Origin of the sequence: Pseudomonas sp. BT76 TE3572, assembly GCF_050435365.1 — a bacterium.
In the GTDB taxonomy this organism is placed as follows: domain Bacteria; phylum Pseudomonadota; class Gammaproteobacteria; order Pseudomonadales; family Pseudomonadaceae; genus Aquipseudomonas; species Aquipseudomonas fluorescens_W.
On sequence record NZ_JBNDKE010000001.1, the window covers coordinates 5,701,847 to 5,728,118 of the forward strand.

The window sequence follows — 26,272 nt, forward strand, 5'->3', positions numbered from 1 at the left end:
GTCGGCATAATCGACGACAGAAGCATGAAAACAACGATATTCAGGACGTTATTTTTGAACACAGCGTTAATTGTCCCAAGCCTGCGCCGTATCACGGCGATGGCGGTGGAATCCAACCACGAACTCAGCGTGGGTAAACCGTGAGCGTCTCCTTAAGCCGTCTCGAGCGTCAGCTCGGCTACACCTTCAAGGATCAGGAACTGATGGTCCTGGCCCTGACTCACCGCAGCTTTGCCGGGCGTAACAACGAACGCCTGGAATTCCTCGGTGATGCCATCCTCAACTTCGTTGCTGGCGAGGCGCTGTTCGATCGCTTCCCGCTGGCCCGCGAAGGTCAGTTGTCGCGTTTGCGCGCACGCCTGGTGAAAGGCGAGACCCTGGCCGTACTGGCTCGCGGTTTCGATCTGGGCGAATACCTGCGCCTGGGTTCCGGTGAATTGAAAAGCGGCGGGTTCCGTCGCGAGTCGATTCTGGCCGATGCCCTGGAAGCGCTGATTGGTGCGATCTACCTGGATGCCGGCATGGACATGGCGCGCGAGCGTGTGTTGGCCTGGCTGGCCGGTGAGTTCGAAGGCCTGACACTGGTCGACACCAACAAAGATCCAAAGACCCGCCTGCAGGAATTCCTGCAGTCGCGGGGCTGTGAGCTGCCACGTTACGAAGTGGTGGATATCCAGGGTGAGCCACATTGCCGGACGTTCTTCGTCGAATGTGAAATCACCTTACTGAATGAAAAAAGCCGAGGTCAGGGTGTGAGTCGTCGTATTGCCGAACAGGTAGCGGCCGCCGCAGCACTGATTGCCCTGGGTGTGGAGAATGGCAATGACTGATTCAACTGCAACTCGCTGTGGCTATGTTGCCATCGTCGGCCGTCCCAACGTGGGCAAGTCCACGCTGCTGAACCACATCCTGGGTCAGAAGCTGGCGATCACCTCGCGCAAGCCTCAGACCACTCGCCACAACATGCTCGGTATCAAGACTGAAGGCGCCGTGCAGGCGATCTACGTCGACACCCCCGGCATGCACAAAGGTGGCGAGAAAGCCCTGAACCGCTACATGAACAAGACCGCTTCGGCGGCGTTGAAAGACGTCGACGTGGTGATCTTCGTGGTTGACCGCACCAAGTGGACCGACGAAGACCAGATGGTCCTCGAGCGCGTTCAATACGTGACGGGCCCGCTGATCGTGGCCCTGAACAAGACTGACCGCATCGAAGATAAAGCCGAGCTGATGCCGCACCTGACCTGGTTGCAGGAACAGTTGCCGAACGCGCAGATCATGCCGATCTCGGCCCAGCACGGGCACAACCTCGAAACGCTGGAGCGCGTGATTGCCGGTTACCTGCCGGAAAACGATCACTTCTTCCCGGAAGACCAGATCACCGACCGCAGCAGCCGCTTCCTCGCCGCTGAACTGGTACGTGAGAAAATCATGCGCCAGATGGGCGCCGAGCTGCCGTACCAGATCACCGTCGAAATCGAAGAGTTCAAGCAGCAGGGCAAAACCCTGCACATCCATGCCTTGATCCTCGTCGAGCGCGACGGCCAGAAGAAAATCATCATTGGCGACAAGGGTGAGCGGATCAAACGCATCGGCACCGAGGCGCGCAAGGACATGGAGTTGCTGTTCGACTCCAAGATCATGCTCAACCTCTGGGTGAAAGTGAAAGGCGGCTGGTCCGATGACGAGCGCGCTCTGCGTTCGCTGGGTTACGGCGACCTGTAACACCCGGTTCCAGATACACCGAGAAACCTGTGGGAGCGAGCTTGCTCGCGATGAGGGCCTGAAATTCAACATCCATGTTGACTGACAGACTGCAATCGCGAGCAAGCTCGCTCCCGCATTGGTTTTGGGTGGTTTATAAATCTCTGCTGACTCATTGAGAACGCTGACTTCCATGTCCCAAACCCCGCCCCCCGGCCAACCCGCCTTCGTGCTCCACAGTCGCGCCTACCGCGAAAACAGCGCGCTGGTGGATTTCCTCACGCCGCAAGGTCGGCTGCGGGCGGTGTTGCGCAGTGCTCGGGGCAAGGCCGGAACGCTGGCGCGGCCATTCGTGCCGCTGGAAGTCGAGTTCCGTGGGCGTGGTGAGTTGAAGAACGTCGGTCGCATGGAAAGCGCTGGCGTCTCCACCTGGCTCAATGGTGAGGCGCTGTTCAGCGGTCTCTACCTCAATGAGCTGTTGATTCGGCTGTTGCCGTCCGAAGACCCGCATCCCGCCGTCTTCGATCACTACGCCGCGACCCTGCTCGCGCTTGCCGAAGGTCGTCCGCTGGAACCGTTGTTGCGTTCCTTTGAATGGCGGCTGCTCGATGATCTCGGTTACGGTTTCGCCCTGACCACCGACATCCATGGCGACGCCATCGCGCCGGACAGTCTCTACCGTCTGCAAGTGGATGCGGGGCTCGAACGGGTCTACCTGCTGCAACCCGGTCTGTTCAACGGCACCGAGCTGTTGGCCATGGCCGATGCAGATTGGTCAGCCCCTGGCGCGCTATCGGCAGCCAAGCGATTGATGCGCCAGGCACTGGCCGTTCATCTGGGCGGTCGTCCCTTGGTGAGTCGCGAGTTGTTTCGCAAGCCTTAGGGTCTGCTGCTGCCAAACATCAACAGACCCTATCTCCCCGTGTATGCTGTGCGCCGAACTTTTCCATTTTCAGGAGCGCTTCCGTGACCACCAGCAATCGCATTCTTCTTGGCGTGAACATCGACCATGTTGCCACCCTGCGTCAGGCCCGGGGCACGCGCTATCCGGATCCGGTCAAGGCAGCACTGGACGCGGAAGAGGCGGGCGCTGACGGCATCACTGTGCACCTGCGCGAAGACCGTCGGCACATTCAGGAGCGCGACGTGTTGCTGCTCAAGGATGTGCTGCAAACCCGCATGAACTTCGAAATGGGCGTCACCGAAGAGATGATGGCGTTCGCCGAACGCATTCGTCCGGCGCACATTTGCCTGGTGCCGGAAACCCGTCAGGAGCTGACGACCGAAGGTGGTCTGGACGTGGCGGGGCAGGAAGCGCGGATCAAGGCTGCGGTGGATCGCCTGGCGAAAATCGGCTGTGAAGTGTCGCTGTTCATCGACGCTGACGAGCGGCAGATCGAAGCGTCCCGTCGTGTAGGTGCGCCGGCTATTGAGTTGCATACCGGTCGTTATGCTGATGCCGAGACGCCGACCGATGTGGCTGAAGAGCTCAAGCGTGTGGCGGATGGCGTGGCGTTTGGCCTGGCTCAAGGGTTGATCGTCAACGCTGGCCACGGTCTGCATTACCACAACGTTGAAGCGGTCGCGGCGATCAAAGGCATCAACGAACTGAACATCGGCCACGCGCTGGTGGCTCATGCGTTGTTCGTCGGGTTCAAGTCGGCTGTTTCGGAGATGAAGGCGCTGATTCTGGCCGCTGCGTTGAAAGGCTAGATCGGCGGCGCTGCCATCGCGGGCAAGCCACGCTCCCACAGGTCCGTGTCGAGCACACAATTGTCGTTCACGCGGACCTGTGGGAGCGTGGCTTGCCCGCGATGGCGTCTTTGAAGGCCGCGAAGATTTAGAGCTGTGGGGTTTCCGGATTCGGTTTGGTCTTGTCGACCCCCGGCACATGCAGGTTGCCCTCGGCGACCTGATTGCCTTCAAGCTGCGGCTGCGTCACCCAGGTCAGGATGTCGTAGTAGCGGCGGATGTTCGCCACGAAGTGAACGGGTTCGCCGCCACGGGCATAGCCGTAGCGGGTTTTGCTGAACCACTTCTTCTCGGACAGGCGCGGCAGGATCTTTTTCACGTCCAGCCACTTGTCCGGGTTCAGTCCTTCCTTGGCCGCCAGTTTGCGTGCGTCATCCAGATGACCGCTGCCAACGTTGTAGGCCGCCAGTGCAAACCATGTGCGATCCGGCTCCTGGATCGACTCATCCAGCTGATCTTTCATGTAGGCCAGGTACTTGGCGCCACCCATGATGCTTTGTTTGGGGTCCAGGCGATTGGACACACCCATGGCCTGCGCAGTGTTCTGGGTCAGCATCATCAGGCCGCGCACGCCGGTCTTAGATGTGACGGCCGGTTGCCACAGGGATTCCTGATAACCGATCGCTGCCAGCAGACGCCAGTCGACCTTCTCATCCTTGGCATAAGCCTTGAAGTGCTTCTCGTACTTGGGCAGCCGTTGCTGCAGGTGCTGGGCGAAGGTATAGGCGCCCATGTAGCCGAGCACATCGACGTGCCCGTAATAGCGGTCTTTCAGACGCTGCAGGGTGCCGTTTTTCTTCACCTTGTCGAGGTAGTCGTTGATCTCGTTGAGCAAGCTGTTGTCGTCGCCCGCGGCCACCGCCCAGCTCTGGTTGCTGGCGTCACCGAGGTCGAAGGCGACCCGTACGTTGGGGAAGTAGACCTGGTTCATCGCGACTTCGTTTGAGTCGACCAGGGTCAGGTCTATCTGATCTTCATCGACCATCCGCAGCAAGTCGACGACTTCAACCGCGTCGGACTCTTCGTATTCAATGCCGGGATATTTCTTTTTCAGCTCCGCCAATTGCTCGGCGTGGGTGCTGCCCTTGAGCACCATGATCTTCTTGCCCACCAGATCCTTCGCGTCGGTCGGCCGCGATTGGCCGTTGCGATAGATGACCTGCGGGGTGACTTCGAGGTAGGAGTGGGAAAACCGCACCTGCTGTTTGCGTTTCTCGCTGCTGACCAGGCCGGCAGCAGCGATCACCGGGCCGTTGGGTTTGCCCACCTGATTAAACAGGTCGTCGAGGTTGTCGGCGGTTTCGATTTTGAGTTCCACCCCCAGATCGTCGGCGAAGCGCTTCACCAGCTCGTATTCGAAGCCGGTTTCACCGTTGCGATCCTGAAAGTAGGTGGCGGGGCTGTTACGGGTAACCACCCGCAGCACGCCATCCTCCTTTACGCGCTCCAGCGTGTTGGGTTTATCAACACAGCCACTGAGCAGCAGGAAGAGTCCGGTTGCGATCAGCCATTTGGCGAACCGCGGACGCAAAGCCGTTGGGGAAAACATCTGCGCAGTATACGCAAAGGACCACGAGCGCCATATCTCGACAGCGAAGGGCTTGTCTGCTAGGCAATTGAAAACCGCTCCGGAGCCCGCAGGAATGGGCCCGAGCAGCATTTTGTGACAGAAAAAATATCGCTCGGCGCGCACCGGTTTGAGGTCCGAACACACGGCCCGACGCCCGGGTGCAGCCGCCCGTACCGTTTCGGGTGATGTCGCGGCCTGTTTAGGCTAGAATGCACGGCCTCAAAGCACACCCCTTCCCGAGGCTGTCCCGAAGATGTTGATCCTGCGCGGCGCTCCTGCCCTTTCTGCCTTTCGCCACAGCAAACTCCTTGAGCAACTGAGCCAGAAGGTCCCGGCTGTCAGCGGCTTGTATGCTGAATTCGCTCACTTCGCCGAAGTTACCGGCGTCCTGACCGGCGACGAACAGCAGGTGCTCGCGCGCCTTCTGAAGTACGGCCCAAGTGTTCCGGTACAAGAGCCGACCGGTCGTCTGTTCCTGGTGTTGCCGCGTTTCGGCACCATCTCGCCATGGTCCAGTAAAGCCAGCGATATCGCTCGCAACTGCGGCCTGACGAAAATCCAGCGCCTGGAACGCGGCATCGCGTTCTACGTCGCCGGCCAGTTCAGCGACGCCGAAGCGCAGCTGATCTCCGATGCGCTGCACGACCGCATGACCCAGATCGTCCTCGGCAACCTTGAACAAGCCGCCGGCCTGTTCAGCCATGCCGAGCCGAAACCGCTGACCGCGATCGACGTGTTGGGTGGCGGCCGCGCCGCGCTGGAAAAAGCCAACACCGAGCTGGGCCTGGCTCTGGCTGAAGACGAAATCGACTACCTGGTCAACGCCTTCGTCGGCTTGAAGCGCAACCCGCACGACATCGAACTGATGATGTTCGCCCAGGCGAACTCCGAGCACTGCCGTCACAAGATCTTCAACGCCAGTTGGGACATCGACGGTCAGAGCCAGGAAAAAAGCCTGTTCGGCATGATCAAGAACACCTACGTGATGCACAGCGAAGGCGTTCTGTCGGCTTATAAGGACAACGCTTCGGTCATCGTCGGCAACGTCGCCGGCCGTTTCTTCCCGGACCCTGAAACCCGCCAGTACGGTGCGGTGCAGGAACCGGTGCACATCCTGATGAAAGTCGAAACGCACAACCACCCGACCGCGATTGCCCCGTTCCCGGGCGCGTCCACTGGTAGCGGTGGCGAGATCCGCGACGAAGGCGCAACCGGTCGCGGTGCCAAGCCAAAGGCTGGCCTGACCGGTTTCACCGTGTCCAACCTGCAAATCCCGGGCTTCGAACAGCCGTGGGAAGTGCCGTACGGCAAGCCTGAGCGCATCGTTACCGCGCTGGACATCATGATCGAAGGCCCACTGGGTGGCGCCGCGTTCAACAACGAATTCGGTCGTCCGGCCCTGACCGGTTATTTCCGTACCTTCGAACAGTCGATCACCACCCCGCGTGGCGACGAAGTTCGCGGTTACCACAAGCCGATCATGCTGGCCGGCGGTATGGGTAACATCCGTGCCGAACACGTGCAGAAAGGCGAGATCACCGTTGGCTCCAAGCTGATCGTGCTCGGCGGTCCAGCCATGTTGATCGGTCTGGGCGGCGGCGCAGCTTCCTCCATGGCCACCGGCACCAGCTCGGCAGACCTGGACTTCGCTTCCGTACAGCGCGAAAACCCTGAGATGGAACGTCGCTGCCAGGAAGTCATCGACCGTTGCTGGCAGTTGGGTGACAAGAACCCGATCAGCTTCATCCACGACGTCGGCGCAGGCGGTCTGTCCAACGCCTTCCCGGAACTGGTCAACGATGGCAACCGTGGCGGTCGCTTCGAACTGCGCAACATTCCAAACGACGAGCCGGGCATGGCCCCGCACGAAATCTGGAGTAACGAATCCCAGGAACGTTACGTTCTGGCAGTCGGCCCGGCTGACTTCGATCGCTTCCAGGCGATCTGCGAACGTGAGCGTTGCCCGTTTGCCGTGGTCGGCGAAGCCACTGCCGAGCCGCAACTGACGGTCACCGACAGTCACTTCGGCAACAGCCCGGTAGACATGCCACTCGAAGTGCTGCTGGGCAAAGCCCCGCGCATGCACCGTTCGGCCGTTCGCGAAAACGAACTGGGCGACGATTTCGATCCGTCGACCCTGGAGATCGCAGACTGCGTCGAACGCGTTCTGCATCACCCGGCCGTGGCGAGCAAAAGCTTCCTGATCACCATCGGCGACCGCACCATCACCGGCCTCGTGGCCCGTGATCAGATGGTCGGCCCGTGGCAGGTTCCGGTAGCCGACGTTGCCGTCACCGCCACCAGCTTCGACGTGTACACCGGTGAAGCCATGGCCATGGGCGAGCGTACTCCGCTGGCGCTGCTGGACGCTCCGGCGTCGGGCCGCATGGCCATCGGCGAAACCCTGACCAACATCGCGGCTTCGCGCATCAACAAAATCTCCGACATCAAACTGTCGGCCAACTGGATGTCCGCTGCCGGTCACCCAGGCGAAGACGCGCGTCTGTACGACACCGTGAAAGCGGTCGGCATGGAATTGTGCCCAGATTTGGGCATTACCATTCCGGTGGGCAAGGACTCTATGTCCATGGCTACGCGCTGGAACGACAACGGCGAAGACAAAACCGTGACCTCGCCGATGTCCCTGATCGTGACCGGTTTCGCGCCCGTGGCTGACATCCGTCAGACCCTGACGCCGGAACTGCGCATGGACAAGGGCACCACCGACCTGATTCTGATCGATCTGGGCCGTGGCCAGAACCGCATGGGCGCCTCGATCCTGGCCCAGGTTCATGGCAAGCTCGGCTCGCAAGCGCCGGACGTCGACGATGCCGAAGACCTGAAAGCCTTCTTCGCCGTGATCCAGGGCCTCAACGCCGACGGTCACCTGCTGGCTTACCACGACCGTTCCGACGGTGGTCTGCTGACCAGCACCGTGGAAATGGCCTTCGCCGGCCACTGCGGTCTGAGCCTGAACCTCGACGGTCTGGCAGAAACCTCCGCCGATATCGCCGCGATCCTGTTCAACGAAGAGCTGGGCGCTGTGATCCAGGTTCGCCAGGACGCCACCCCGGACATCCTCGCGCAGTTCAGCGCTGCTGGCCTGGGCGAGTGCGTGTCGGTGATCGGTCAGCCGATGAACAACGGCGTGATCAGCATCACCTTCAACGGCGAAACCGTTTTCGAAGGCCAGCGTCGTCTGCTGCAACGTCAGTGGGCTGAAACCAGCTACCAGATCCAGCGCCTGCGTGATAACGCCGACTGCGCCGAACAAGAGTTCGACGTGCTGCTGGAAGAAGACAACCCGGGCCTGAGCGTCAAGCTGAGCTACGACGTCAACCAGGACGTCGCCGCGCCTTACATCAAGAAAGGCATCCGCCCACAGGTTGCCGTGCTGCGTGAGCAGGGCGTCAACGGTCAGGTGGAAATGGCGGCCGCGTTCGACCGCGCCGGTTTCAACGCGATCGACGTGCACATGAGCGACATTCTGGCCGGCCGTGTCGACCTGAACGAGTTCAAAGGCCTGGTCGCTTGCGGTGGTTTCTCTTACGGCGACGTACTGGGTGCCGGCGAAGGCTGGGCCAAGTCCGCGCTGTTCAACAGCCGTGCTCGCGATGCGTTCCAGGGCTTCTTCGAGCGTAGCGACAGCTTCACCCTCGGCGTGTGCAACGGTTGCCAGATGATGTCCAACCTGCATGAGCTGATCCCGGGCAGCGAGTTCTGGCCGCACTTTGTGCGTAACCGTTCCGAGCAGTTCGAAGCGCGCGTGGCGATGGTTCAGGTCCAGGAGTCGAACTCGATCTTCCTGCAAGGCATGGCCGGTTCGCGTATGCCGATCGCTATTGCTCACGGTGAAGGTCATGCCGAGTTCGCCAGCGAAGAAGCGTTGCTGGAAGCCGATCTGTCGGGTTGCGTGGCGATGCGCTTCGTCGACAACCACGGCAAGGTCACCGAAAACTACCCGGCCAACCCGAACGGCTCGCCGCGCGGGATCACCGGTTTGACCAGTCGCGACGGTCGCGTAACGATCATGATGCCGCACCCGGAACGTGTGTTCCGCGCGGTGCAGAACTCGTGGCGTTCGGAAGACTGGAACGAAGACGCACCTTGGATGCGTATGTTCCGTAATGCGCGCGTCTGGGTAAACTAAGAGCGGGTAACTAAGCGCTGTGTACAAGCTCAGCTTTTTTGTTCCTACCAGTCACGTCGAAGACGTGAAGAGTGCCGTATTCGCCGCCGGTGGCGGACGGATCGGCGCTTACGACCATTGCGCCTGGCAAGTGCTCGGCTTCGGCCAGTTTCGCCCGTTGGATGGCAGTCAGCCGTTTATTGGTGAAGCGGGGCAGGTCGAGCAGGTTGAGGAATGGAAGGTTGAGCTTGTGGTCAGCGATGAGTTGATTCGTTCTGTGGTGTTGGCTCTGAAGCAGAGCCATCCCTACGAGACGCCGGCTTATGAGGTGTGGCGGTTGGAGGATTTTTGATCTTCCTACCGCTGAAATGAGAAACCCGTTGAAGTGCATTCAACGGGTTTTTTATTGCTCCGGATTTGAGGCGCTGCGGATCAACGTTGGTAGAGGCGCCGATGGAGGTAGTCACAGGTTGACGGACTGGCTCAGGGCGTGAAGGGGCGGGCAGATCAAGATCAAGAACTGCAGGCGAGCTAACGCTCGGCCTGTTGAATGGTGGGGGTTTGTTGTGCTTTAGCTTTTTATGCCTGAGTTCGACCCAAATCTTTCAGGTCGATGTACCTCTAAGTACAACTCGGTCAGTCCCCTCTCCCCCTTGGGGAGAGGGTTAGGGTGAGGGGTGGATTTAACTGACAAGTAGATAACGATCTAACACCGTCGGCCAATAGACAGGCGCCAACAATCTAAATCTTGGCACTCACTTCACTACGATTCACCAACGCCTCCAGCGCATCACTCAACGTCGATGCCTTGTCGCCAATCAGCAGATGCCAAACCCCTCCGTCCAACTGACTCACACCCTGGCAACCCAACGCCTTCAAATCACATTCCGACAACGCCTTGCCATCCGCCAGTTGCAAGCGAATCCGGGTCATGGCGATGCAGTCCATCTGCAATACATTCTCGCCACCGCCCAACGCCTTCAGCCATTGCTGTGCTTCTGAATTCGCCACCGCTGCAGGTTTCGGCGCATCGATAACAGCAGGAGGGGACGAAACAAGTGCGCGCCCCAATGCAGGCATCGCCAAGCGAATCTCATCGGCGATGCTGTCTGCCATTGGCCCGACCACGACCTGCAAACTCCCGCCCTTGCCCGGCCGCACAACCGCCATTGCACCCAGTGCTTTCAATTCCGCGTCGTTTGCCTTGTTGCGATCCACCATGTCCAGCCGCAACCGAGTGGTGCACGCCCCCACGGTGATCAAATTCTGCGCACCACCCAGCGCCTTGATGTAAGCCCCGGCTCGCTCATTCTCGGCGACTACGACCTTGTCCCCCGCCGGCACTTCTTCTCGCCCCGGCGTCTTGAGGTTGAAACGGCGAATGCAGAAATCAAACACCACGTAGTAGATCACCGCATACGCCAGGCCGACCGGTACCATCAACCAGCCGTTGGTGGATTTACCCCAGCCGAGGATCATGTCGATGAAGCCACCGGAAAACGTAAAGCCGAGATGGATATTCAACAGGTTGGTGATCGCCATCGACAGGCCTGTCAGCAACGCATGCACTAGATAAAGCAGTGGCGCGAGGAACATGAAGGCGAATTCGATCGGCTCGGTTACCCCCGTCAAAAATGAAGTCAGCGCCATCGACAGGAAAATCCCGCCCATGACCTTGCGGCGTTCCGGCAGGGCGTTGCGGTACATCGCCAGGCACGCGGCGGGGAGGCCGAAGATCATCATCGGGAACATGCCGGTCATGAATTGGCCGCCCTTCGGGTCGCCGGCGAAGTAGCGCGACAGGTCGCCGGTGACGATGGCGCCGGTAGTCGGATCAGTGAAGTTGCCGAAGACGAACCACGCCATGTTGTTGAGGATGTGGTGCAGCCCGGTGACGATCAGCAGGCGGTTGAACACGCCAAAGACAAACGCGCCGAAGCTGCCGCTTTCCATCATCAACGTGCCGAAGCTGTTAATACCGTGCTGGATGGGCGGCCAGATCAAGCCGAAGATCACGCCCAGGCCGACGGCGGCGAACCCGGTGACAATTGGCACGAAACGTCGGCCGCCGAAGAACGCCAGGTACTCCGGCAGTTTGATGTCCTTGAAACGGTTGTACAGCGCGCCCGCCATCAAGCCGCTGACGATCCCGGCGAGCATGCCCATGTTGATGCTCGCGTCGAGCACCTTGAGGGTGGAGATCATCACCAGGTAGCCAATCACCCCGGCGAGGCCTGCGGTGCCGTTGTTGTCCTTGGCGAAACCGACCGCGATGCCGATGGCGAAGATCATCGCCAGGTTGGCGAAAATCACCTGGCCGGCGTCGTGGATGATCGCGATGTTCAGCAGGTCGGTGTCGCCCAGGCGCAGCAGCAGGCCGGCGATCGGCAGGATCGCGATCGGCAGCATCAGCGCGCGGCCGAGGCGTTGCAGGCCTTCGATGAAGTATTGGTACATGGCGGATCTCCCTGGATTCTTGTTGTTTTTTAGCTCAGAGGCCATTGCTGGTGACAGGCGTGACGCACAGCAGCGGCGCTGCTCAACTTGACCAAGTCGTGGCTGATGCGTCGGCATTCGCTCGCGTCCAGGTGGCGGACGCGGTCCTTGATTTCACCGATCTGCAGCGGGCTGACCGACAACTCGCTGACACCCAAACCGATCAGTACTGGGGTCGCCAGCGGATCGGAGGCGAGCGCGCCGCAGACACCGACCCAACGGTTATGCACCGCAGCACCGGCGCAGGTCTGGGCGATCAGCCGCAGCAGCGCCGGGTGCATGGCGTCGACCCGTGAGGCGAGGCCAGCGTGGTCACGGTCCATGGCCAAGGTGTATTGCGATAAATCGTTGGTGCCGATGGACAGGAAGTCCGCGTGTTCGGCCAGTTGCTCGGCCAGCAGCGCGGCGGCGGGGACTTCGATCATCACGCCCAGCTCCGGGCGTTCAAGCACACCGAGTTCTGTGCACAACGCATCGAGACGCTGACGGATGTGCAGCAACTCATCCACTTCGGTCACCATTGGCAACAGGATCCGGCAACGCGAAAGCGGGCAGACATGCAGCAAGGCACGCAATTGCTGATCGAGGATTTCCGGACGGACCTGAGCCAGGCGAATGCCGCGCAGGCCAAGCACTGGATTGGCCTCGGCCGGCAGCGGCAGGTAGTCGAGTTGTTTGTCGCCGCCGACGTCGATGGTGCGAATGATCACCGACTTGTCGCCCATGGCATCGAGCACGGCTTGATAGGCGACGCGCTGTTCCTCTTCGTCTGGCGCGGTGTTGCGATCCACAAACAGAAACTCGGTACGCAGCAAGCCGACGCCGTCGGCACCATTGGCCAAGGCATCAGCCGCTTCAGCGCTGGAAGCCACATTGGCGGCGACTTCAATCTGCAAACCGTCGAGCGTCAACGCCGGGGTGTGAGCCTGAGCCTGTTGCTCGGCGCGGCGCTGTTGATGATCCAGTTGTGCCTGATGCACCTCAGCCAAACGTTCGGCATTTGGCATCAGTTCGAGGCGACCGCCATCGGCATCCAGCACAACCGCTTGGCCTTGCTGCTGATCCAGCAGCGTAGAACCCAGTGCAACCATGCACGGCAAGCCTTTGCCTCGCGCGAGAATCGCCACGTGGGAAGTCGCGCCGCCCTCGGCCATGCACAACCCGGCGACACCTTGCTGACTGAGTTGCAGCAGATCGGACGGCGTCAGTTCATGCGCAGCGACGATGGCGCCGGCCGGCACGTCGTAGTGCCAGGTTTCGCCGAGCAGGGCACGCAGCACGCGTTGTTTGAGGTCGCGCAGATCATTGGCGCGCTCGGCCAACAACGGGCTGCCGAGTTGCTGGAGCACCTCGCACTGCGCGTCGATCGATTGGCTCCAGGCGTGGGTTGCGGCCATGCCCTGATCGATGGAAGTGTTCGCCGCGTCGAGCAGCGCCGGGTCTTCGAGCAGGGCGAGGTGCGCGGCGAAGATCGCTTCTTCGTCGGTGTTTTTATGTTTCCTGGCTTGGGCCAGCGTGTGGTCGATTTCACCGCGCACAACGGTCAGCGCGGTGTCGAGGGTTTGCAGTTGTTGCTCGGGATCATGGTTGCCGGCGTCCACCGGCAGGCTGATGGCGTTCAAGCGAAACAACGGCCCGGCAACCAGACCGGGCGCTGCACAAACACCGTGCAGCACGCCCGCTTCGGCAGCTCGAGTGCGTCGGGCAATCGGAGTCGGCGCTGCGGCGTGGCTGTCTTCGGCCAGCGCTGTGGATAACGCGATCAGCAACGCTTGCAAGGCGGCTTCGGCGTCCGGGCCCTGGCAGCTGACCTGAACCTCGTCCTGTTCGCCAACGGCCAAACCCATCAGTCCGATCAAGCTGTCACAGGTCGCCGATTTGCCAGCGAAGTGCAGCTGCGATTTGCTCTTGAAACCTTGCGCCGTCTGACGAATCAGCGCGGCCGGACGAGCATGCAAACCGCCACGATGGGCGATGCGAATGTGGCCGTGAATCTCTTCGCCGGAGAGCTCCGCTTCAGCCTGCGCTCCAGCTGCGTGCCGACGAATGATATGCAGCAATGGCTCGCCAACTTTCACCGACTTCAGCGTGATCGGCCGCGCCTGAAAGTCCTGGCTGTTGGTCAGGATCATCAGGCTGACCAGGCTTTTGCACTGCTGCGCGACCTTGTCCAGGTCGTAGCGCAACAGCGGCTGGCCATTGCTGACCCGCGCACCTTCCTTGACCAGCATTGAGAAGCCTTCGCCCTGCAACTCGACGGTGTCGAGGCCCAGGTGCAGCAGCAATTCGGCGCCGTTGTCGGCACGCAAGGTGACGGCGTGGCCGGTGCGCGCGACGTGCACCACGATGCCGGCGCACGGAGCGTGGAGGGTGTCGTTCAGCGGATCGATGGCGATCCCGTCGCCCATGGCGCCGCTGGCGAACACCGGGTCCGCTACTTTGGCGAGCGTGAGCACCGGGCCGCTGAGCGGGGCGCTGAGGGTCAGCTCTTTATTATTGTTGTGCATGGCTCGGTCTCATCAGTAAAAACGGTTCGGATCAACTCGCCACTCAATGCGTGCGCGTCACTTTGCTCAAGTGCCGCGGCTGGTCCGGATCCATGCCTCGGGCGACGGCCAAACCGGCGGCCATGACGTAAAAACTCTGGATCGCCAGAATCGGGTCGAGGGCCGGGTGCTCGGCGCGGGTCAGGGTGAGGTCGCGTTCGGCAATGTCATCCGGTGCGGCCAGCAATACGCGGGCACCGCGCTGGCGCATGTCGGCGGCGAGGCTCAGCAAACCGGCCTGCTCGGCACCGCGCGGGGCGAAGATCAGCAGTGGATAATTTTCATCGATCAACGCCATCGGGCCGTGACGGACCTCGGCGCTGCTGAAAGCCTCGGCCTGGATCGCCGAGGTTTCCTTGAATTTCAGTGCGGCTTCCTGGGCGATGGCGAAACCGGCGCCACGGCCAATCACCATCAGTCGCTGGCAATCACGCAGGGTGTCGATGGCCAGGCGCCAGTCCTGTTTCGCCGCCTCGCGCAATCCTTCCGGCAGTGCGAGGCCGGCCTCCAGCAATTCCGCGTCCTCTTTCCAGTGGGCGATCAGACGGGCGCTGGCGCTGAGGGTGGCGATAAAACTCTTGGTCGCCGCGACGCTGCTTTCAGTGCCGGCACACAGCGGGAGGCTGAACTCACACGCGGCCTCCAGCGGCGAACTCTCGGCGTTGACCATCGAGATGCTCAGGGCGCCGCGCTTGCGCAGCAGACGCATGCTGTTCACCAGATCGGGACTTTGCCCGGACTGCGAGAAAGCGAACGCCACTTGGCCGCTGACCTTCAACGGCGCTTGCAGCATGGTCACCACCGACATCGGCAACGACGCCACCGGGAAGCCCAATTGCTGCATGGTCAGGTAGGCGAAGTAACTGGCGGCATGATCGGAGCTCCCGCGAGCGACAGTCATCACCACTTGCGGCGGCTGACGACGCAGTCGCCCGGCGATCTCGATCATTTGCGGGTCGAGTTGCTGCAATTGGGCTTGCACGGCCTCGAATGAGGACAGCGCCTCTTCAAGCATTTTTGAAGTCAATGTCTTCTCCTTCGACCATGACGGCGGTCAGTGTGAGTGAGCGATCGAGCCGCACGCAGTCGGCCCAGCTGCCGGGTTGCAGGCGCCCGCGTTCGTTGAGGCCGAGGTAGTCGGCCGGAAATTGCGAAAGACGTTGCGACGCCTCGGCGATCGGCAAACCGATCTTCACCAGATTGCGCAGGGCCTGATCCATGGTCAGGGTGCTGCCGGCCAGCGTGCCGTCGGGCAAGCGCACACCGCCCAGGCATTTGGTCACGGTGTGGCTACCGAGCTTGTACTCACCGTCGGGCATGCCGGCAGCGGCGGTGGAGTCGGTGACGCAATACAGGCACGGGATTGAGCGCAGGGCCACGCGGATGGCGCCGGGGTGCACGTGCAGCAAGTCCGGAATCAGTTCGGCGTATTTGGCGTGAGCCAGTGCCGCGCCGACGATGCCTGGCTCGCGGTGATGCAGCGGGCTCATGGCGTTGTAAAGGTGGGTGAAACTGCTGGCGCCAGCGTTCAGCGCGGCAACGCCTTCCTCATAACTGCCGAGGGTGTGGCCGATTTGCATGCGCACGCCGCGAGCGCTGAGGTTGCGGATCAAGGCGTCGTGGCCGGCGATTTCCGGGGCGATGGTGATCACCCGGATCGGCGCCAGTGCCAGGTATTCTTCGACTTCGGCCATCAACGCGGTGTGGGCGAAATTCGGTTGGGCGCCGAGTTTGCCGGGGTTGATGTACGGGCCTTCCAGGTGCACGCCGAGGACTCGGGCGCTGCTTTTCGGGCGTTGTTCGCAATATTCGCCGAGGGCTTTAAGCACGCTGGAAATTTCTGCCGGCGGCGCGGTCATGGTGGTCGCCAGCATCGACGTCGTGCCGAAACGCACGTGGGTTTTGGTGATGGTCTCGAAGGCTGGTGCACCTTCCATGATGTCTTTGCCGCCGCCGCCATGAACGTGCAGGTCGATGAAACCCGGCAGCAGGTAAGGCAGATCGTTGTCGGCCGGATCGCACGGTTGGCCTTCGATCGACACGACCTTGCCGTGTTCGTGAGTCAGCCGGCCGCGAATCCAGCCGCGGGCGGTGAGGATGTAGTCTTCGGACATGATCGGTTCTCGGTTCTTTAGCGGCGAATCGGGTTATCGACGAAGTTCTGCGACAAAGTCGTAGTAGTCGTTGCGGCAATAGGTGTCGGTGACTTCGATCGGCGTGTTGTCTTCCAGGTAACCGACCCGGGTCATCAGCAGCATGGCGGTGCCGGGGGCGATGCCCACCAGGGCGGCGAATTCGTCCGAGGCGTTGATCGCCTGAATGTGCTGCAGGGCGCGGACGATCGGCTTGCCGATGCTGTCGAGGTATTCGTAGAGGGAGTCGCCCACGGCTTGCGGCTTGGGAATGATCGAGGCGGGCAGGGTGCTCATCTCGATCGCCATCACCGTGTCGTCGGCTTTACGCAGACGCTTGAGCCGCGCGACCTTGTCGTTCGGCGAGAGGCCCAGGCGGATCAGTTCTTCGTGGGTCGGCGGAGTGATTTCACGCTCCAGCCATTGCGAGCCGGGGACGAAGCCTTTCAGGCGTAGCATCTCGCTGAAACCCGAAAGGCGCGACAGCGGTTGTTCCAGGCGCGGGGTGATGAAAGTGCCGGAACCCTGGTTGCGGCGGATCAGGCCCTGCTCGAACAGAACTTCCAGCGCCTTGCGAGCGGTGACGCGGGAGATGCCCAGCATTTCGCTGAGGTTTCGCTCCGACGGCATGGCCTGTTCGGCTTTCCACTGGCCGGCATGGATCGCCGCTTCCAGATTGCGCGCCAGTTGCAAGTACAACGGCGTCGGCTGGGTGTCGTCAGGGCGTAGGGCCTGGAGGTCATTCATGTAGGTTTGGTCCGATGCGGATATAGGATTGTTGTCGCCCGGTGGTGGGGTGAAACCTAATACCACTTGAATACCATGTCAATGAGACCACTTTGCTGTTGGCGCGGGAAAGCCTGCCCTGATTGATGGGTGATAGGGTTGATGGTTTGAAGTGGTATTAGTGGTGGGTGTTTTGAAGGCAAAGATCGCAGCCTGCGACAGCTCTTGCCGATGGGAGTGGTATCTACCCGGTAGGAGTTGCTGCAGGCTGCGATTTTTTGAATTTATTTTTTGATGCGCGACCAAAGGTAGCGCTCGGAAGAGGGAGATCAGAAGCTACTTGGTGTTTTTGTGGCGAGGGAGCAAGCTCCCTCGCCACAGGATTACGGGCGGATTTCGATCATCGTGCCGTCCGGCACCAACCCCCAAACCTCGCGCATGTCCATGTTGCGCATGGCAATGCAGCCGTCGGTCCAGTCCAGTGTGTGGAACAGATCTTCGGGGTTTTCTTCAGTGTCCGGGGTGCCGTGGATCATGATCATGCCGCCGGGTTCGACGCCTTCACGTCGGGAGCGCACGGAGTCACTGATGTTCGGGTAGGAAATGTGCATCGCCAGATTGAAACGGTCGCTGACCTTGCGCCAGTCCAGCCAGTAAAAACCTTCAGGCGTGCGTTTGTCGCCTTCCATGAGTTTCGCGCCGATGGGTCTTTTTCCCAATGAGATGCGATAGGTCTTGATCGGCTTGCCGTCATTGATCAATTGCAATTGGTGGGCGGACTTGAGCACGAGAACTTTTTCGATGACTTTGCCGTCCAGCGTTTCCGCAACGGAAGCCTGGGAGACAGCGACGAACGACAAGCAAAACAGGGCAAGCAACCAGCGCATTGAAACGATATCCCTAATAGGTGTCGCGACTATTTAATAGTTATAGGTGTTTTTGCAGGAGCTGCCGCAGGTGCAGAGGTTCCGAATTCAAATCAAGTAATGGCCGGCTGAGCAAGCGGCGGGATCGACTCGGACCGCACCGGGTAGACCTCGGTCCGCCGGTCAGCGAAGAAGCATTCTAAAGTACGGCCCACCGTGCGGAAAGCCAGCTCGGACCAAGGGATGTCGGCTTCTTCGAAAAGCGCCACTTCGAGGCTCTCGGGACCGGCGGAAAAGTCCAGGTCTACCAGCTCGGCGCGGAAGAACACATGCACCTGGCTGATGTGCGGCACGTCGATCAACGTATAGATGCTCAGGTTGCGCACCCGCGCGCAGGCTTCTTCGGCCGTCTCGCGAATGGCCGCCTGCTCGATGGTTTCACCGTTTTCCATGAAACCGGCGGGCAGGGTCCAATAACCGAGCCGAGGCTCGATGGCGCGGCGGCACAGCAAGACCTTGGAGCCCCAGGTCGCCACGCAACCGGCGACGATATTGGGGTTCTGATAGTGAATCGCCTGACAGCTGTCACAGACAAAACGCAGGCGCGAATCGCCCTCTGGAATGCGTTGGGTCACCGGGTTGCCGCACTGACTGCAAAATTTCATGCTTGGGTTCCTGAATGCTGCGCCTATCTTGGCGTGCGGCGGTGTCTGTCGGCAAGTTGTCGTTTAGCGACATGCAGTGGTTATGGGGTTGGGCGGTGGGTTCGATTGGTGCATGATGCGAGGTAGCGAACAAATCGAGAAGTCTCATGCTGGACGAGCTACTGCATCGAGTAAGCAACCACACCCCTCGAACACTGGAAACCGACAAACGTTTCCCTGAAGCCGCGGTACTGGTGCCCATCACTCGCAGTGACGAACCGGAACTGGTTCTGACCCTGCGCGCCAGCGGGCTCTCGACCCATGGCGGTGAAGTCGCCTTCCCCGGCGGGCGACGCGACCCCGAAGACCCGGACCTTATTTTCACCGCCCTGCGCGAAGCCGAAGAAGAAATCGGCCTGCCGCCGGGGCTGGTCGAAGTGATCGGCCCGCTGAGCCCGTTGATCTCCCTGCACGGCATCAAGGTCACACCCTATGTCGGTGTGATTCCGGATTTTGTCGAATACCTGGCCAACGATGCCGAGATTGCCGCGGTGTTCAGCGTACCGCTGGAATTCTTCCGCAAGGATCCGCGCGAACACACCCATCGCATCGATTACCAGGGTCGCAGTTGGTACGTGCCGAGCTATCGCTATGGCGAGTACAAAATCTGGGGCCTGACGGCGATTATGATCGTCGAGTTGATCAACCTGCTCTATGACGCCAAAATCAGCCTGCACCAGCCACCCAAGACGTTTATCAATACCTGAAGCCATCGCCCGTATGGCGTGAACCCCGCTTTGCAAGTGAGCCAGCCTGGCCTTGAGGACAATAAGATGAAATATCGCCTGGGCGACGCCCGCGTGGAAACCCATCCGCAGAGCTGGGTCGCACCCAATGCCGTGCTGGTGGGCAAGGTCAAACTGGAAGAGGGCGCCAACGTCTGGTTCAACGCTGTGCTGCGTGGCGACAACGAATTGATCCTGATCGGCAAGAACAGCAACGTCCAGGACGGCACGGTGATGCACACCGACATGGGGTACCCGCTGACCATCGGCACCGGCGTGACCATTGGCCATAACGCCATGCTGCATGGCTGCACGGTGGGCGATTACAGCTTGATCGGGATTAACGCGGTGATCCTCAATGGCGCGAAAATCGGCAAGAATTGCATCATCGGCGCCAACTCACTGATTGGTGAGGGCAAGGAGATTCCAGACGGTTCGCTGGTCATGGGCTCCCCCGGCAAAGTGGTGCGTGAGCTGACCGAGCCGCAGAAAAAGATGCTGGAGGCCAGCGCTGCTCACTATGTGCATAACTCGCAACGGTATGCCCGCGACCTGGTTGAGCAGGAAGAATGAGCACGCCCGAGCGCCCGGTTCGATCGCCTTGCGTGAATATCTGCGCGCTGGACGAGGACGATATTTGCACCGGGTGTCAGCGCACGGTGGAAGAGATCACGCGCTGGAGCCGGATGGATAACGAGGAGCGGCGCAAGGTGTTGGGGTTGTGCCATGAGCGGGCCAAATCGAGTGGGTTGATATGGATGTTGCCCTCGAAATCCACCCCCTCACCCTAACCCTCTCCCCGAGGGGCGAGGGGACTGATCAGGCCGTTCTTTCGAGGTACATCGACCTGGAATATCGAGTCGAGCTCAGGTTTTGAAACGTCCCCCGATCGGCTCCCTTTCCCCCTCTCCCTCGTGGGGAGAGGGCTGGGGTGAGGGGTGGCTCTTGAACTCACCGAAAATTTCACTGCCAACCCTCCCTTGGTCCAACCCTGCTCACTGAAGTACCCTGCACGTCAAAATTGACAGGTATCCCGTCGCCCCATGCTCTTCCTGATCGCTTACATCAGCAGCGTCGTGCTGATCAACTACGCCTTTTCCACCGCTCCGCACCTGGACATCATCTGGTCGGCTTGGGGTGGTTTGGTGTTCGTTTTGCGCGACATGGTGCAAATCCGTTTCGGCCATGGCGCGATCGCGGCGATGCTGGCAGCGCTGGTGTTGTCCTACGTGACGTCCGATCCGTCCATCGCGCTGGCCAGCGCCACGGCGTTCGCGGTGTCCGAATGCATCGATTGGCTGGTGTTCAGCATCACCAAGCGTCCCTTGCACGACCGCTTGTGGATAAGTTCAGCCCTGAGCATTCCCCTCGATACCTTCATCTTCTTCGGCCTGATCGGCGCGTTCACGCCAGGCGTGATCCTCACCGCCATGGGCTCGAAGTTCGCGGGCGTGACCATTGTCTGGATCGCAATGGCCTGGCGTCTGCGCAAGAACGCGATTCCCGGTTAAAGCCAAACCCCTCGGTTCATGTAAAATGCCGCGCTTTCTCCCCATGGGAAGCGCGCCTGGCGTTGCGACCCTCGATGATCCGCTTCTTGAGGACCTGAGATGACCCGTATCGGAACTCCATTGTCGCCAACCGCGACCCGCGTATTGCTGTGTGGCTGTGGCGAGTTGGGCAAGGAAGTGGTGATCGAGCTGCAACGCCTGGGCGTTGAAGTGATTGCCGTGGACCGCTACGCCAATGCGCCTGCCATGCAGGTTGCCCATCGCAGCCATGTGATCAACATGCTCGACGGCGCCGCCCTGCGTGCGGTGATCGAAGCCGAAAAGCCGCATTTCATCGTGCCGGAAATCGAAGCCATTGCCACCGCGACCCTCGTGGAACTGGAAGCCGAAGGCTTCACCGTGATCCCGACCGCTCGCGCCGCGCAGTTGACCATGAACCGCGAAGGCATCCGTCGCCTGGCCGCTGAAGAGCTGGACCTGCCGACCTCGCCGTACCACTTCGCCGATACCTTTGAGGATTACAGCAAGGCTGTCGAAGACCTCGGCTTCCCATGTGTGGTTAAACCGGTGATGAGCTCGTCGGGCAAAGGCCAGAGCCTGCTGCGTAGCGTCGATGACGTGCAGAAAGCCTGGGATTACGCGCAAGAAGGCGGCCGTGCCGGTAAAGGCCGCGTGATCATCGAAGGCTTTATCGACTTCGACTACGAAATCACCCTGTTGACCGTGCGTCACGTCGGCGGCACTACGTTCTGCGCGCCAGTCGGCCACCGTCAGGAGAAGGGCGACTATCAGGAATCCTGGCAGCCACAAGCCATGAGCCCGATTGCCCTGGCCGAATCCGAGCGCGTTGCCAAAGCCGTCACTGAAGCCTTGGGTGGCCGTGGTCTGTTTGGTGTTGAGCTGTTCATCAAAGGCGATCAAGTCTGGTTCAGCGAAGTCTCGCCGCGTCCACATGACACCGGTCTGGTGACGTTGATTTCCCAGGACCTGTCGCAGTTTGCACTGCACGCACGTGCGATTCTGGGCCTGCCGATTCCATTGATCCGTCAGTTCGGTCCATCGGCTTCGGCGGTAATCCTGGTGGAAGGGCAGTCGACTCAGACGGCTTTCGCCAATCTTGGTGCTGCGTTGAGCGAACCGGATACGGCGTTGCGTCTGTTCGGCAAGCCTGAGGTCAATGGTCAGCGTCGGATGGGTGTGGCGTTGGCGCGTGATGAGTCGATTGACGCGGCTCGCGCTAAAGCGACCCGCGCTTCTCAAGCTGTCGTAGTAGAGCTGTAAACCGAGTCGCGGCTATCGTCGGATCGCCGCCCGGAGCAAGCTCGCTCCCACAGGATTTAGGTTGTTCGCAGATGTTGCGTACACCCAAACCCATGTGGGAGATTCTATGTTGCAGGGCAACCCTGCAACTTCAGGCCGGCTGGTATTCGCTCTGATTTTTCATCAGGGCAAATGCCACCCGACAGAGTTTCCGGGCAAGGGCCACCAATGCCTGGGTTTTCGAGAAGCCTCTTGCCAAATACGACTCGTAAAACGGTTTCCATTTAGCTGAGCGACAGGCTGCCATTGCGGCGTTGTAAGCCAACCGGCGTACTTCCGGATCCCCTTTTTTGCTCAGGTGCCGGGGGCCGTTCTTCTTCCCGGAGTCATCGACCGTAAGGTCCATCCCTAGAAACGCGATGAACGCATCACTATTGGCAAAATCACCGCGCATAAAGGTCGTCGCCAACCCGGTTGCAGTCAGTTCGCCAACACCTTCGATGGCTTTGCAGCGGTCGATATTCTCTTCAATTCCCGCCTCTTTGCTGACCTTGCGCAGCAGTTTCTGAATGGCCTGATCCGCTTGCTTGAAGGCCTTTTGCTGGGCGGCCTGCACTTTCTTCAACAAGGGTTCATTGGCCCAGCTCAGCATCAGGCCAGCATGGTTCTGGATCAGCGTTGCACGTCTGTGGAGCAGGCTTTTCAGCGAGGTGTAGGCCTTGGGTGGCGGGCTCCAGATCCGTAGTCCGTCTTGTTCGTTCGTCAAATAGCGCGCCAGCAGACGGGCATCGCAGGGATCGTTCTTGGCGCGCTGGCCGATGCCGCGGCGATAGTTGCTTACCCGATAAGCATCCACGACATAGACCTGGTGACCCATCGCATGGGCCAGCTCGACAGTGTCCAGGTGGTAGATGTTGGTGGCTTCAACGGCGATAGCGCTTTGGGCGGGCAATGTTTTAAGCCAGCGTTTAAGGGCTGTTCGATCGTTCTTGATGGCGTCAGTGGATTGCAGGTCGGAGCGATAGACAACTATTTCAGCCTTGGCGATATCGATGCCAACAACCGTCTGCGAAGTAAGGATTGTCATGACGAATCCTCGGAGCTAGGGTTTAAGAGCTTGTCGGGGTCTACCGTTGCGCTGGCTTGCCTCTATCGTCGGTTTTACCGATGAATTCCTTATCGGCGCTTTGGGTAGAAAGGGCGGGACGAGAAGTCTCCCACGGTCCGTACTGGCTAGAGTCGGAATCGAGCTTTTAGTCACGCCCACCCCTTCAAGTCTAAACATACAAGCGAGCTTGCTCGCGATGGCGGCCTGTCAGGCAACCCGATTCAGATCGTTATTGCGCGTTTCCTTCAGGCACAGCACCGCAATCAAGCTCAGCACCGCCGCCCCCGACACATACCCGCCGACATAACTCAAACCGCCCATCGCCACCAGCTTCTGTGCGAAGAACGGCGCCGCCGAGGCCCCGACAATGCCGCCCAGGTTGTAGGCCGCCGACGCACCGGTATAACGCACGTGAGTCGGAAACAGCTCCGGCAGCAGTGCGCCCATCGGCGCAAACGTCACGCCCATCAGAAACAGCTCGATGCACAGGAACAGCGCCACGCCCCAGGTCGAACCTTGGGTCAGCAGCGGCTCCATCAGGAAGCCGGACAGGATCGCCAGCACACCGCCGATGATCAGCACCGGTTTGCGCCCGTAACGATCACTGGCCCAGGCCGACAGCGGCGTAGCGGCGGCCATGAACAGCACGGCGAAGCACAGCAGCGCGAGGAAGGTTTCGCGGGTGTAGCCGAGCGTCGACACGCCATAGCTCAGCGAAAACACCGTCGAGATATAGAACAGCGCATAGCACACCACCATCGACCCGGCACCCAGCAACATCGGCGCCCAATATTGGCTGAGCAGCTCGACCAGCGGGATTTTTACCCGTTCCTGGCGAGCCATTGCGTTGGCAAACACCGGGGTTTCGTGAAGCTTGAGGCGCACGTACAGACCGACCATCACCAGCGCGGCACTGAGCAGGAACGGAATCCGCCAGCCCCACGAGCGGAACTGCTCGTCGTTCAGGGTCATGGCCAGCGTCAGAAACAGGCCGTTGGCGGCGAGGAAGCCGATCGAGGGGCCAAGCTGCGGGAACATGCCGAACCAGGCGCGTTTGCCCTTGGGCGCATTCTCGGTGGCCAGCAGCGCCGCGCCGCCCCATTCGCCGCCGAGTCCCAGGCCCTGGCCGAAGCGCAGCACGCAAAGCAGGATCGGCGCCCAGGCCCCGATGCTGTCGTAACCCGGGAGTACGCCGATCAGCGTGGTGCAAACGCCCATCAGCAGCAGCGAGGCAACCAGTGTCGATTTGCGCCCGATGCGGTCACCGAAGTGGCCGAAAAGCGCCGATCCCAGCGGTCGAGCCAGGAAGGCGATGCCGAAGGTGAGGAACGCCGACAGCATCTGGGCCGTGCCGGAGGTCTGCGGAAAGAATACCGGACCGATCACCAGTGCAGCGGCAGTGGCATAGACGTAGAAGTCGTAGAACTCGATGGCGGTGCCGATGAAACTCGCAGTCGCCACGCGGGTGGCGGAGTTCGTCGGTTGCGCAGGCGCGGTGTCGTTGTAAGTCGTGCTGGTCGTCATGCAGTTATCCCTGACAGTCATGTGCCCCAGTGGAGCGAATTATTATGGTCGAACACCCAGGGATGTGGGCTTAACGCAGAGTGCGGGTAGCACTTGGGTATGGCGGGGCTTGGGTAAGCGGCTTGATTATAGGAAGGCGGCTAACGATCGAACAAGTGCATAGATATTGAAAAAGATCGCAGCCTCGCTTCGCTCAACAGCTGCTACAAGGGAACGCATTCCAAACTGTAGGCGCTGTCGAGCGAAGCGAGGCTGCGATCTTTTAACTATCTAACGGATAGAGGCAATCGCAGGCGTCGAACTGGTATGCCAGATCAACACCCGGGTAACGCGATTATCCTCGGTCTCCAGAATCTCCAGCCGATAACGCCCGATCTTCAGGCATACCGCACTTTCCGGAATCGTCTCCAGCGCCTCGGTCACCAAACCGTTGAGGGTTTTCGGACCGTCGCTCGGCAAGTGCCAGCCCAGGCTCTTGTTCAGTTCGCGAATCGACGCCGCACCTTCAATCACCAGGCGGCCATCGGCCTGTGGGTGGATGTGCGGGTTATGCAGGCTGTGCTGGCTTTCGAACTCGCCGACTATTTCTTCGAGAATGTCTTCCAGGGTCACGACACCGAGCACTTCGCCGTACTCGTCGACCACCATGCCCAGGCGTCGCTGTTGTTTGTGGAAATTCAACAGCTGCAGTTGCAACGGGGTGCTTTCCGGCACGAAGTAGGGGTCGTGACAGGCTGCCAGCAGTGCCTCTAGGGTCAGGCTGGCATCGGGCAGCAGATGGCGGATCTGCCGGGTATTGAGCACTGCCTCGACCTGATTGATGTCGCTGTGGAAAACCGGCAAGCGTGTGCGTTTATTGGCGCGGAGCTGCTCGATGATTTCCTCGAGGGAGTCGTCCAGATTGACCCCGTCGACGTCACTGCGCGGCACCAGAATGTCGTTGACCGTGATGTTGTCCAGCGCATGGATGCCTGACAGCGGGTGAGGGCGGCAGACGGCGTGTTCGTGATCGTCGTGCCGATCGTTCGGGGCCTCGTCTTCGCTCTGTTGCACCACTTTGACTTTGCGGGCGAACGGTCGCATCAGCAGCTGGCTTATGCCATTGAGCAACCAGGCGGCGGGATAGATGATTTTCAGTGGCGCGCCCAGCAAGGTGTTGCCCAGGGCCAGGACTGCATCCGGATAACGGGCGGCGAGGGTGCGCGGCAGGTAGTCGGCGAACACCAGAAGCACGGCGCCAGCCCCCAGGCAGGCTATCCATGGACCGTTTTCCGCCCAAGTGAAAATCGCCAGCAGGGTGCTGATGACCACGACCAGTGCGCGGCACAGGGTGTTGCAGAGGATCAGGCTATTGAGCGAAAAGCTCAGCTTTGCCACCGGCTTGTCGCTCGAGCGCGAAGCGGTCCGCTGGGCGAGCAAGTACTGTTGTGCAGCTTCGATGGCGGTAAACAGCCCCGACCATAAAATCAGCAGGGCCACTACTGCGAGCATCGGCCCTATGGGCAAGTCGTCCATTAAT

General features: G+C 60.5%; 21 protein-coding genes and 1 pseudogene. 11 read left to right on the forward strand and 11 right to left on the reverse strand.

The window, feature by feature from the left end:
- Positions 1–140 precede the first annotated feature (140 nt).
- From rnc to pdxJ, 4 genes are all read left to right on the forward strand, one after another.
- A complete protein-coding gene (gene rnc, locus ABH912_RS26010; RefSeq protein WP_010463056.1) occupies positions 141–830 on the forward strand; it encodes a ribonuclease III in 690 nt (229 codons plus the stop codon).
- Complete coding sequence (era, locus tag ABH912_RS26015; protein WP_008151577.1) at positions 823–1,725, forward strand: GTPase Era; 903 nt, start codon at positions 823–825, stop codon at positions 1,723–1,725. The genes rnc and era overlap by 8 nt, the downstream gene beginning before the upstream one ends.
- Before the next feature lie 172 nt (positions 1,726–1,897).
- On the forward strand, positions 1,898–2,587 hold the full coding sequence (gene recO, locus ABH912_RS26020; protein ID WP_429511945.1) for a DNA repair protein RecO: 690 nt from the start codon (positions 1,898–1,900) through the stop codon (positions 2,585–2,587).
- 83 nt (positions 2,588–2,670) lie between these two features.
- A complete protein-coding gene (gene pdxJ / locus ABH912_RS26025; RefSeq protein ID WP_008151581.1) occupies positions 2,671–3,417 on the forward strand; it encodes a pyridoxine 5'-phosphate synthase in 747 nt (248 codons plus the stop codon).
- Positions 3,418–3,544: 127 nt separating this feature from the next.
- On the opposite strand, the gene mltF is transcribed toward pdxJ, so the two are convergent.
- Positions 3,545–5,005, reverse strand: a complete 1,461-nt coding sequence (gene mltF, locus ABH912_RS26030; RefSeq protein ID WP_033056410.1) for a membrane-bound lytic murein transglycosylase MltF — start codon at positions 5,003–5,005, stop codon at positions 3,545–3,547.
- A gap of 274 nt (positions 5,006–5,279) precedes the next feature.
- Between mltF and purL the strand changes: the two genes are divergently transcribed.
- Together purL and ABH912_RS26040 are read left to right on the forward strand one after the other, a co-directional pair.
- Entirely contained in the window at positions 5,280–9,176 is a 3,897-nt protein-coding gene (gene purL, locus ABH912_RS26035; RefSeq protein WP_429511946.1) for a phosphoribosylformylglycinamidine synthase, read from the forward strand.
- A 19-nt stretch (positions 9,177–9,195) separates the two neighbouring features.
- Positions 9,196–9,507: an NGG1p interacting factor NIF3 gene (locus ABH912_RS26040; RefSeq protein WP_429511947.1), complete on the forward strand. Its 312-nt coding sequence runs from the start codon at positions 9,196–9,198 to the stop codon at positions 9,505–9,507.
- 389 nt (positions 9,508–9,896) lie between these two features.
- On the opposite strand, the gene nagE is transcribed toward ABH912_RS26040, so the two are convergent.
- The 7 genes from nagE to ABH912_RS26075 form a co-directional block, all read right to left on the reverse strand.
- The gene (gene nagE, locus ABH912_RS26045; RefSeq protein WP_429511948.1) at positions 9,897–11,612 is read right to left on the reverse strand and encodes an N-acetylglucosamine-specific PTS transporter subunit IIBC; all 1,716 of its coding nucleotides are present in this window, start codon (positions 11,610–11,612) and stop codon (positions 9,897–9,899) included.
- A gap of 29 nt (positions 11,613–11,641) precedes the next feature.
- The gene (ptsP, locus tag ABH912_RS26050; RefSeq protein ID WP_429511949.1) at positions 11,642–14,158 is read right to left on the reverse strand and encodes a phosphoenolpyruvate--protein phosphotransferase; all 2,517 of its coding nucleotides are present in this window, start codon (positions 14,156–14,158) and stop codon (positions 11,642–11,644) included.
- A gap of 43 nt (positions 14,159–14,201) precedes the next feature.
- Positions 14,202–15,224, reverse strand: a complete 1,023-nt coding sequence (locus ABH912_RS26055) for an SIS domain-containing protein (RefSeq protein ID WP_156363911.1) — start codon at positions 15,222–15,224, stop codon at positions 14,202–14,204.
- Positions 15,205–16,311 carry an N-acetylglucosamine-6-phosphate deacetylase gene (gene nagA, locus ABH912_RS26060; RefSeq protein WP_429511950.1) on the reverse strand — a complete coding sequence of 369 codons (1,107 nt, stop codon included), beginning with the start codon at positions 16,309–16,311 and terminating at the stop codon, positions 15,205–15,207. The genes ABH912_RS26055 and nagA overlap by 20 nt, the downstream gene beginning before the upstream one ends.
- A 33-nt stretch (positions 16,312–16,344) precedes the next feature.
- Positions 16,345–17,076: a GntR family transcriptional regulator gene (locus ABH912_RS26065; protein WP_033056403.1), complete on the reverse strand. Its 732-nt coding sequence runs from the start codon at positions 17,074–17,076 to the stop codon at positions 16,345–16,347.
- A 362-nt stretch (positions 17,077–17,438) separates the two neighbouring features.
- On the reverse strand, positions 17,439–17,942 hold the full coding sequence (locus ABH912_RS26070) for a L,D-transpeptidase family protein (RefSeq protein ID WP_033056402.1): 504 nt from the start codon (positions 17,940–17,942) through the stop codon (positions 17,439–17,441).
- A gap of 92 nt (positions 17,943–18,034) precedes the next feature.
- Complete coding sequence (locus ABH912_RS26075) at positions 18,035–18,586, reverse strand: NUDIX hydrolase (RefSeq protein ID WP_129441474.1); 552 nt, start codon at positions 18,584–18,586, stop codon at positions 18,035–18,037.
- 146 nt (positions 18,587–18,732) lie between these two features.
- On the opposite strand from ABH912_RS26075, the gene ABH912_RS26080 reads away from it, so the two are divergent.
- The 5 genes from ABH912_RS26080 to purT all read left to right on the forward strand — a co-directional run bounded on the left by ABH912_RS26080 (position 18,733) and on the right by purT (position 22,142).
- Positions 18,733–19,332 (forward strand): CoA pyrophosphatase, encoded by a 600-nt coding sequence (locus tag ABH912_RS26080; RefSeq protein ID WP_429511951.1) that lies wholly within the window; start codon positions 18,733–18,735, stop codon positions 19,330–19,332.
- Positions 19,333–19,398: 66 nt separating this feature from the next.
- Complete coding sequence (locus ABH912_RS26085; RefSeq protein ID WP_007954617.1) at positions 19,399–19,923, forward strand: gamma carbonic anhydrase family protein; 525 nt, start codon at positions 19,399–19,401, stop codon at positions 19,921–19,923.
- The gene (locus ABH912_RS26090) at positions 19,920–20,141 is read left to right on the forward strand and encodes a DUF1289 domain-containing protein (protein ID WP_082459060.1); all 222 of its coding nucleotides are present in this window, start codon (positions 19,920–19,922) and stop codon (positions 20,139–20,141) included. The genes ABH912_RS26085 and ABH912_RS26090 overlap by 4 nt, the downstream gene beginning before the upstream one ends.
- A gap of 252 nt (positions 20,142–20,393) precedes the next feature.
- Complete coding sequence (locus tag ABH912_RS26095) at positions 20,394–20,861, forward strand: VUT family protein (protein ID WP_033056399.1); 468 nt, start codon at positions 20,394–20,396, stop codon at positions 20,859–20,861.
- Between the two features lie 99 nt (positions 20,862–20,960).
- On the forward strand, positions 20,961–22,142 hold the full coding sequence (gene purT, locus ABH912_RS26100; protein WP_033056398.1) for a formate-dependent phosphoribosylglycinamide formyltransferase: 1,182 nt from the start codon (positions 20,961–20,963) through the stop codon (positions 22,140–22,142).
- 104 nt (positions 22,143–22,246) lie between these two features.
- Here the strand turns inward: purT and ABH912_RS26105 are convergent.
- The 3 genes and pseudogenes from ABH912_RS26105 to ABH912_RS26115 form a co-directional block, all read right to left on the reverse strand.
- Positions 22,247–23,208: pseudogene (locus tag ABH912_RS26105) on the reverse strand (IS110 family transposase).
- A 228-nt stretch (positions 23,209–23,436) separates the two neighbouring features.
- Positions 23,437–24,753: an MFS transporter gene (locus ABH912_RS26110; protein WP_033056397.1), complete on the reverse strand. Its 1,317-nt coding sequence runs from the start codon at positions 24,751–24,753 to the stop codon at positions 23,437–23,439.
- A 270-nt stretch (positions 24,754–25,023) separates the two neighbouring features.
- Positions 25,024–26,268 carry a transporter associated domain-containing protein gene (locus ABH912_RS26115; protein WP_429511952.1) on the reverse strand — a complete coding sequence of 415 codons (1,245 nt, stop codon included), beginning with the start codon at positions 26,266–26,268 and terminating at the stop codon, positions 25,024–25,026.
- Positions 26,269–26,272 lie beyond the last annotated feature (4 nt).

Bases quoted from the DNA above. Each gene is read 5' to 3' on its own strand.
- era (WP_008151577.1), top strand. From the start codon at position 823: ATGACTGATTCAACTGCAACTCGCTGTGGCTATGTTGCCATCGTCGGC.
- recO (WP_429511945.1), top strand. From the start codon at position 1,898: ATGTCCCAAACCCCGCCCCCCGGCCAACCCGCCTTCGTGCTCCACAGT.
- mltF (WP_033056410.1), bottom strand. From the start codon at position 5,005: ATGTTTTCCCCAACGGCTTTGCGTCCGCGGTTCGCCAAATGGCTGATC.
- purL (WP_429511946.1), top strand. From the start codon at position 5,280: ATGTTGATCCTGCGCGGCGCTCCTGCCCTTTCTGCCTTTCGCCACAGC.
- nagE (WP_429511948.1), bottom strand. From the start codon at position 11,612: ATGTACCAATACTTCATCGAAGGCCTGCAACGCCTCGGCCGCGCGCTG.
- ptsP (WP_429511949.1), bottom strand. From the start codon at position 14,158: ATGCACAACAATAATAAAGAGCTGACCCTCAGCGCCCCGCTCAGCGGC.
- nagA (WP_429511950.1), bottom strand. From the start codon at position 16,311: ATGTCCGAAGACTACATCCTCACCGCCCGCGGCTGGATTCGCGGCCGG.
- ABH912_RS26065 (WP_033056403.1), bottom strand. From the start codon at position 17,076: ATGAATGACCTCCAGGCCCTACGCCCTGACGACACCCAGCCGACGCCG.
- ABH912_RS26070 (WP_033056402.1), bottom strand. From the start codon at position 17,942: ATGCGCTGGTTGCTTGCCCTGTTTTGCTTGTCGTTCGTCGCTGTCTCC.
- ABH912_RS26075 (WP_129441474.1), bottom strand. From the start codon at position 18,586: ATGAAATTTTGCAGTCAGTGCGGCAACCCGGTGACCCAACGCATTCCA.
- ABH912_RS26080 (WP_429511951.1), top strand. From the start codon at position 18,733: ATGCTGGACGAGCTACTGCATCGAGTAAGCAACCACACCCCTCGAACA.
- ABH912_RS26085 (WP_007954617.1), top strand. From the start codon at position 19,399: ATGAAATATCGCCTGGGCGACGCCCGCGTGGAAACCCATCCGCAGAGC.
- ABH912_RS26090 (WP_082459060.1), top strand. From the start codon at position 19,920: ATGAGCACGCCCGAGCGCCCGGTTCGATCGCCTTGCGTGAATATCTGC.
- ABH912_RS26095 (WP_033056399.1), top strand. From the start codon at position 20,394: ATGCTCTTCCTGATCGCTTACATCAGCAGCGTCGTGCTGATCAACTAC.
- purT (WP_033056398.1), top strand. From the start codon at position 20,961: ATGACCCGTATCGGAACTCCATTGTCGCCAACCGCGACCCGCGTATTG.
- ABH912_RS26110 (WP_033056397.1), bottom strand. From the start codon at position 24,753: ATGACGACCAGCACGACTTACAACGACACCGCGCCTGCGCAACCGACG.
- ABH912_RS26115 (WP_429511952.1), bottom strand. From the start codon at position 26,268: ATGGACGACTTGCCCATAGGGCCGATGCTCGCAGTAGTGGCCCTGCTG.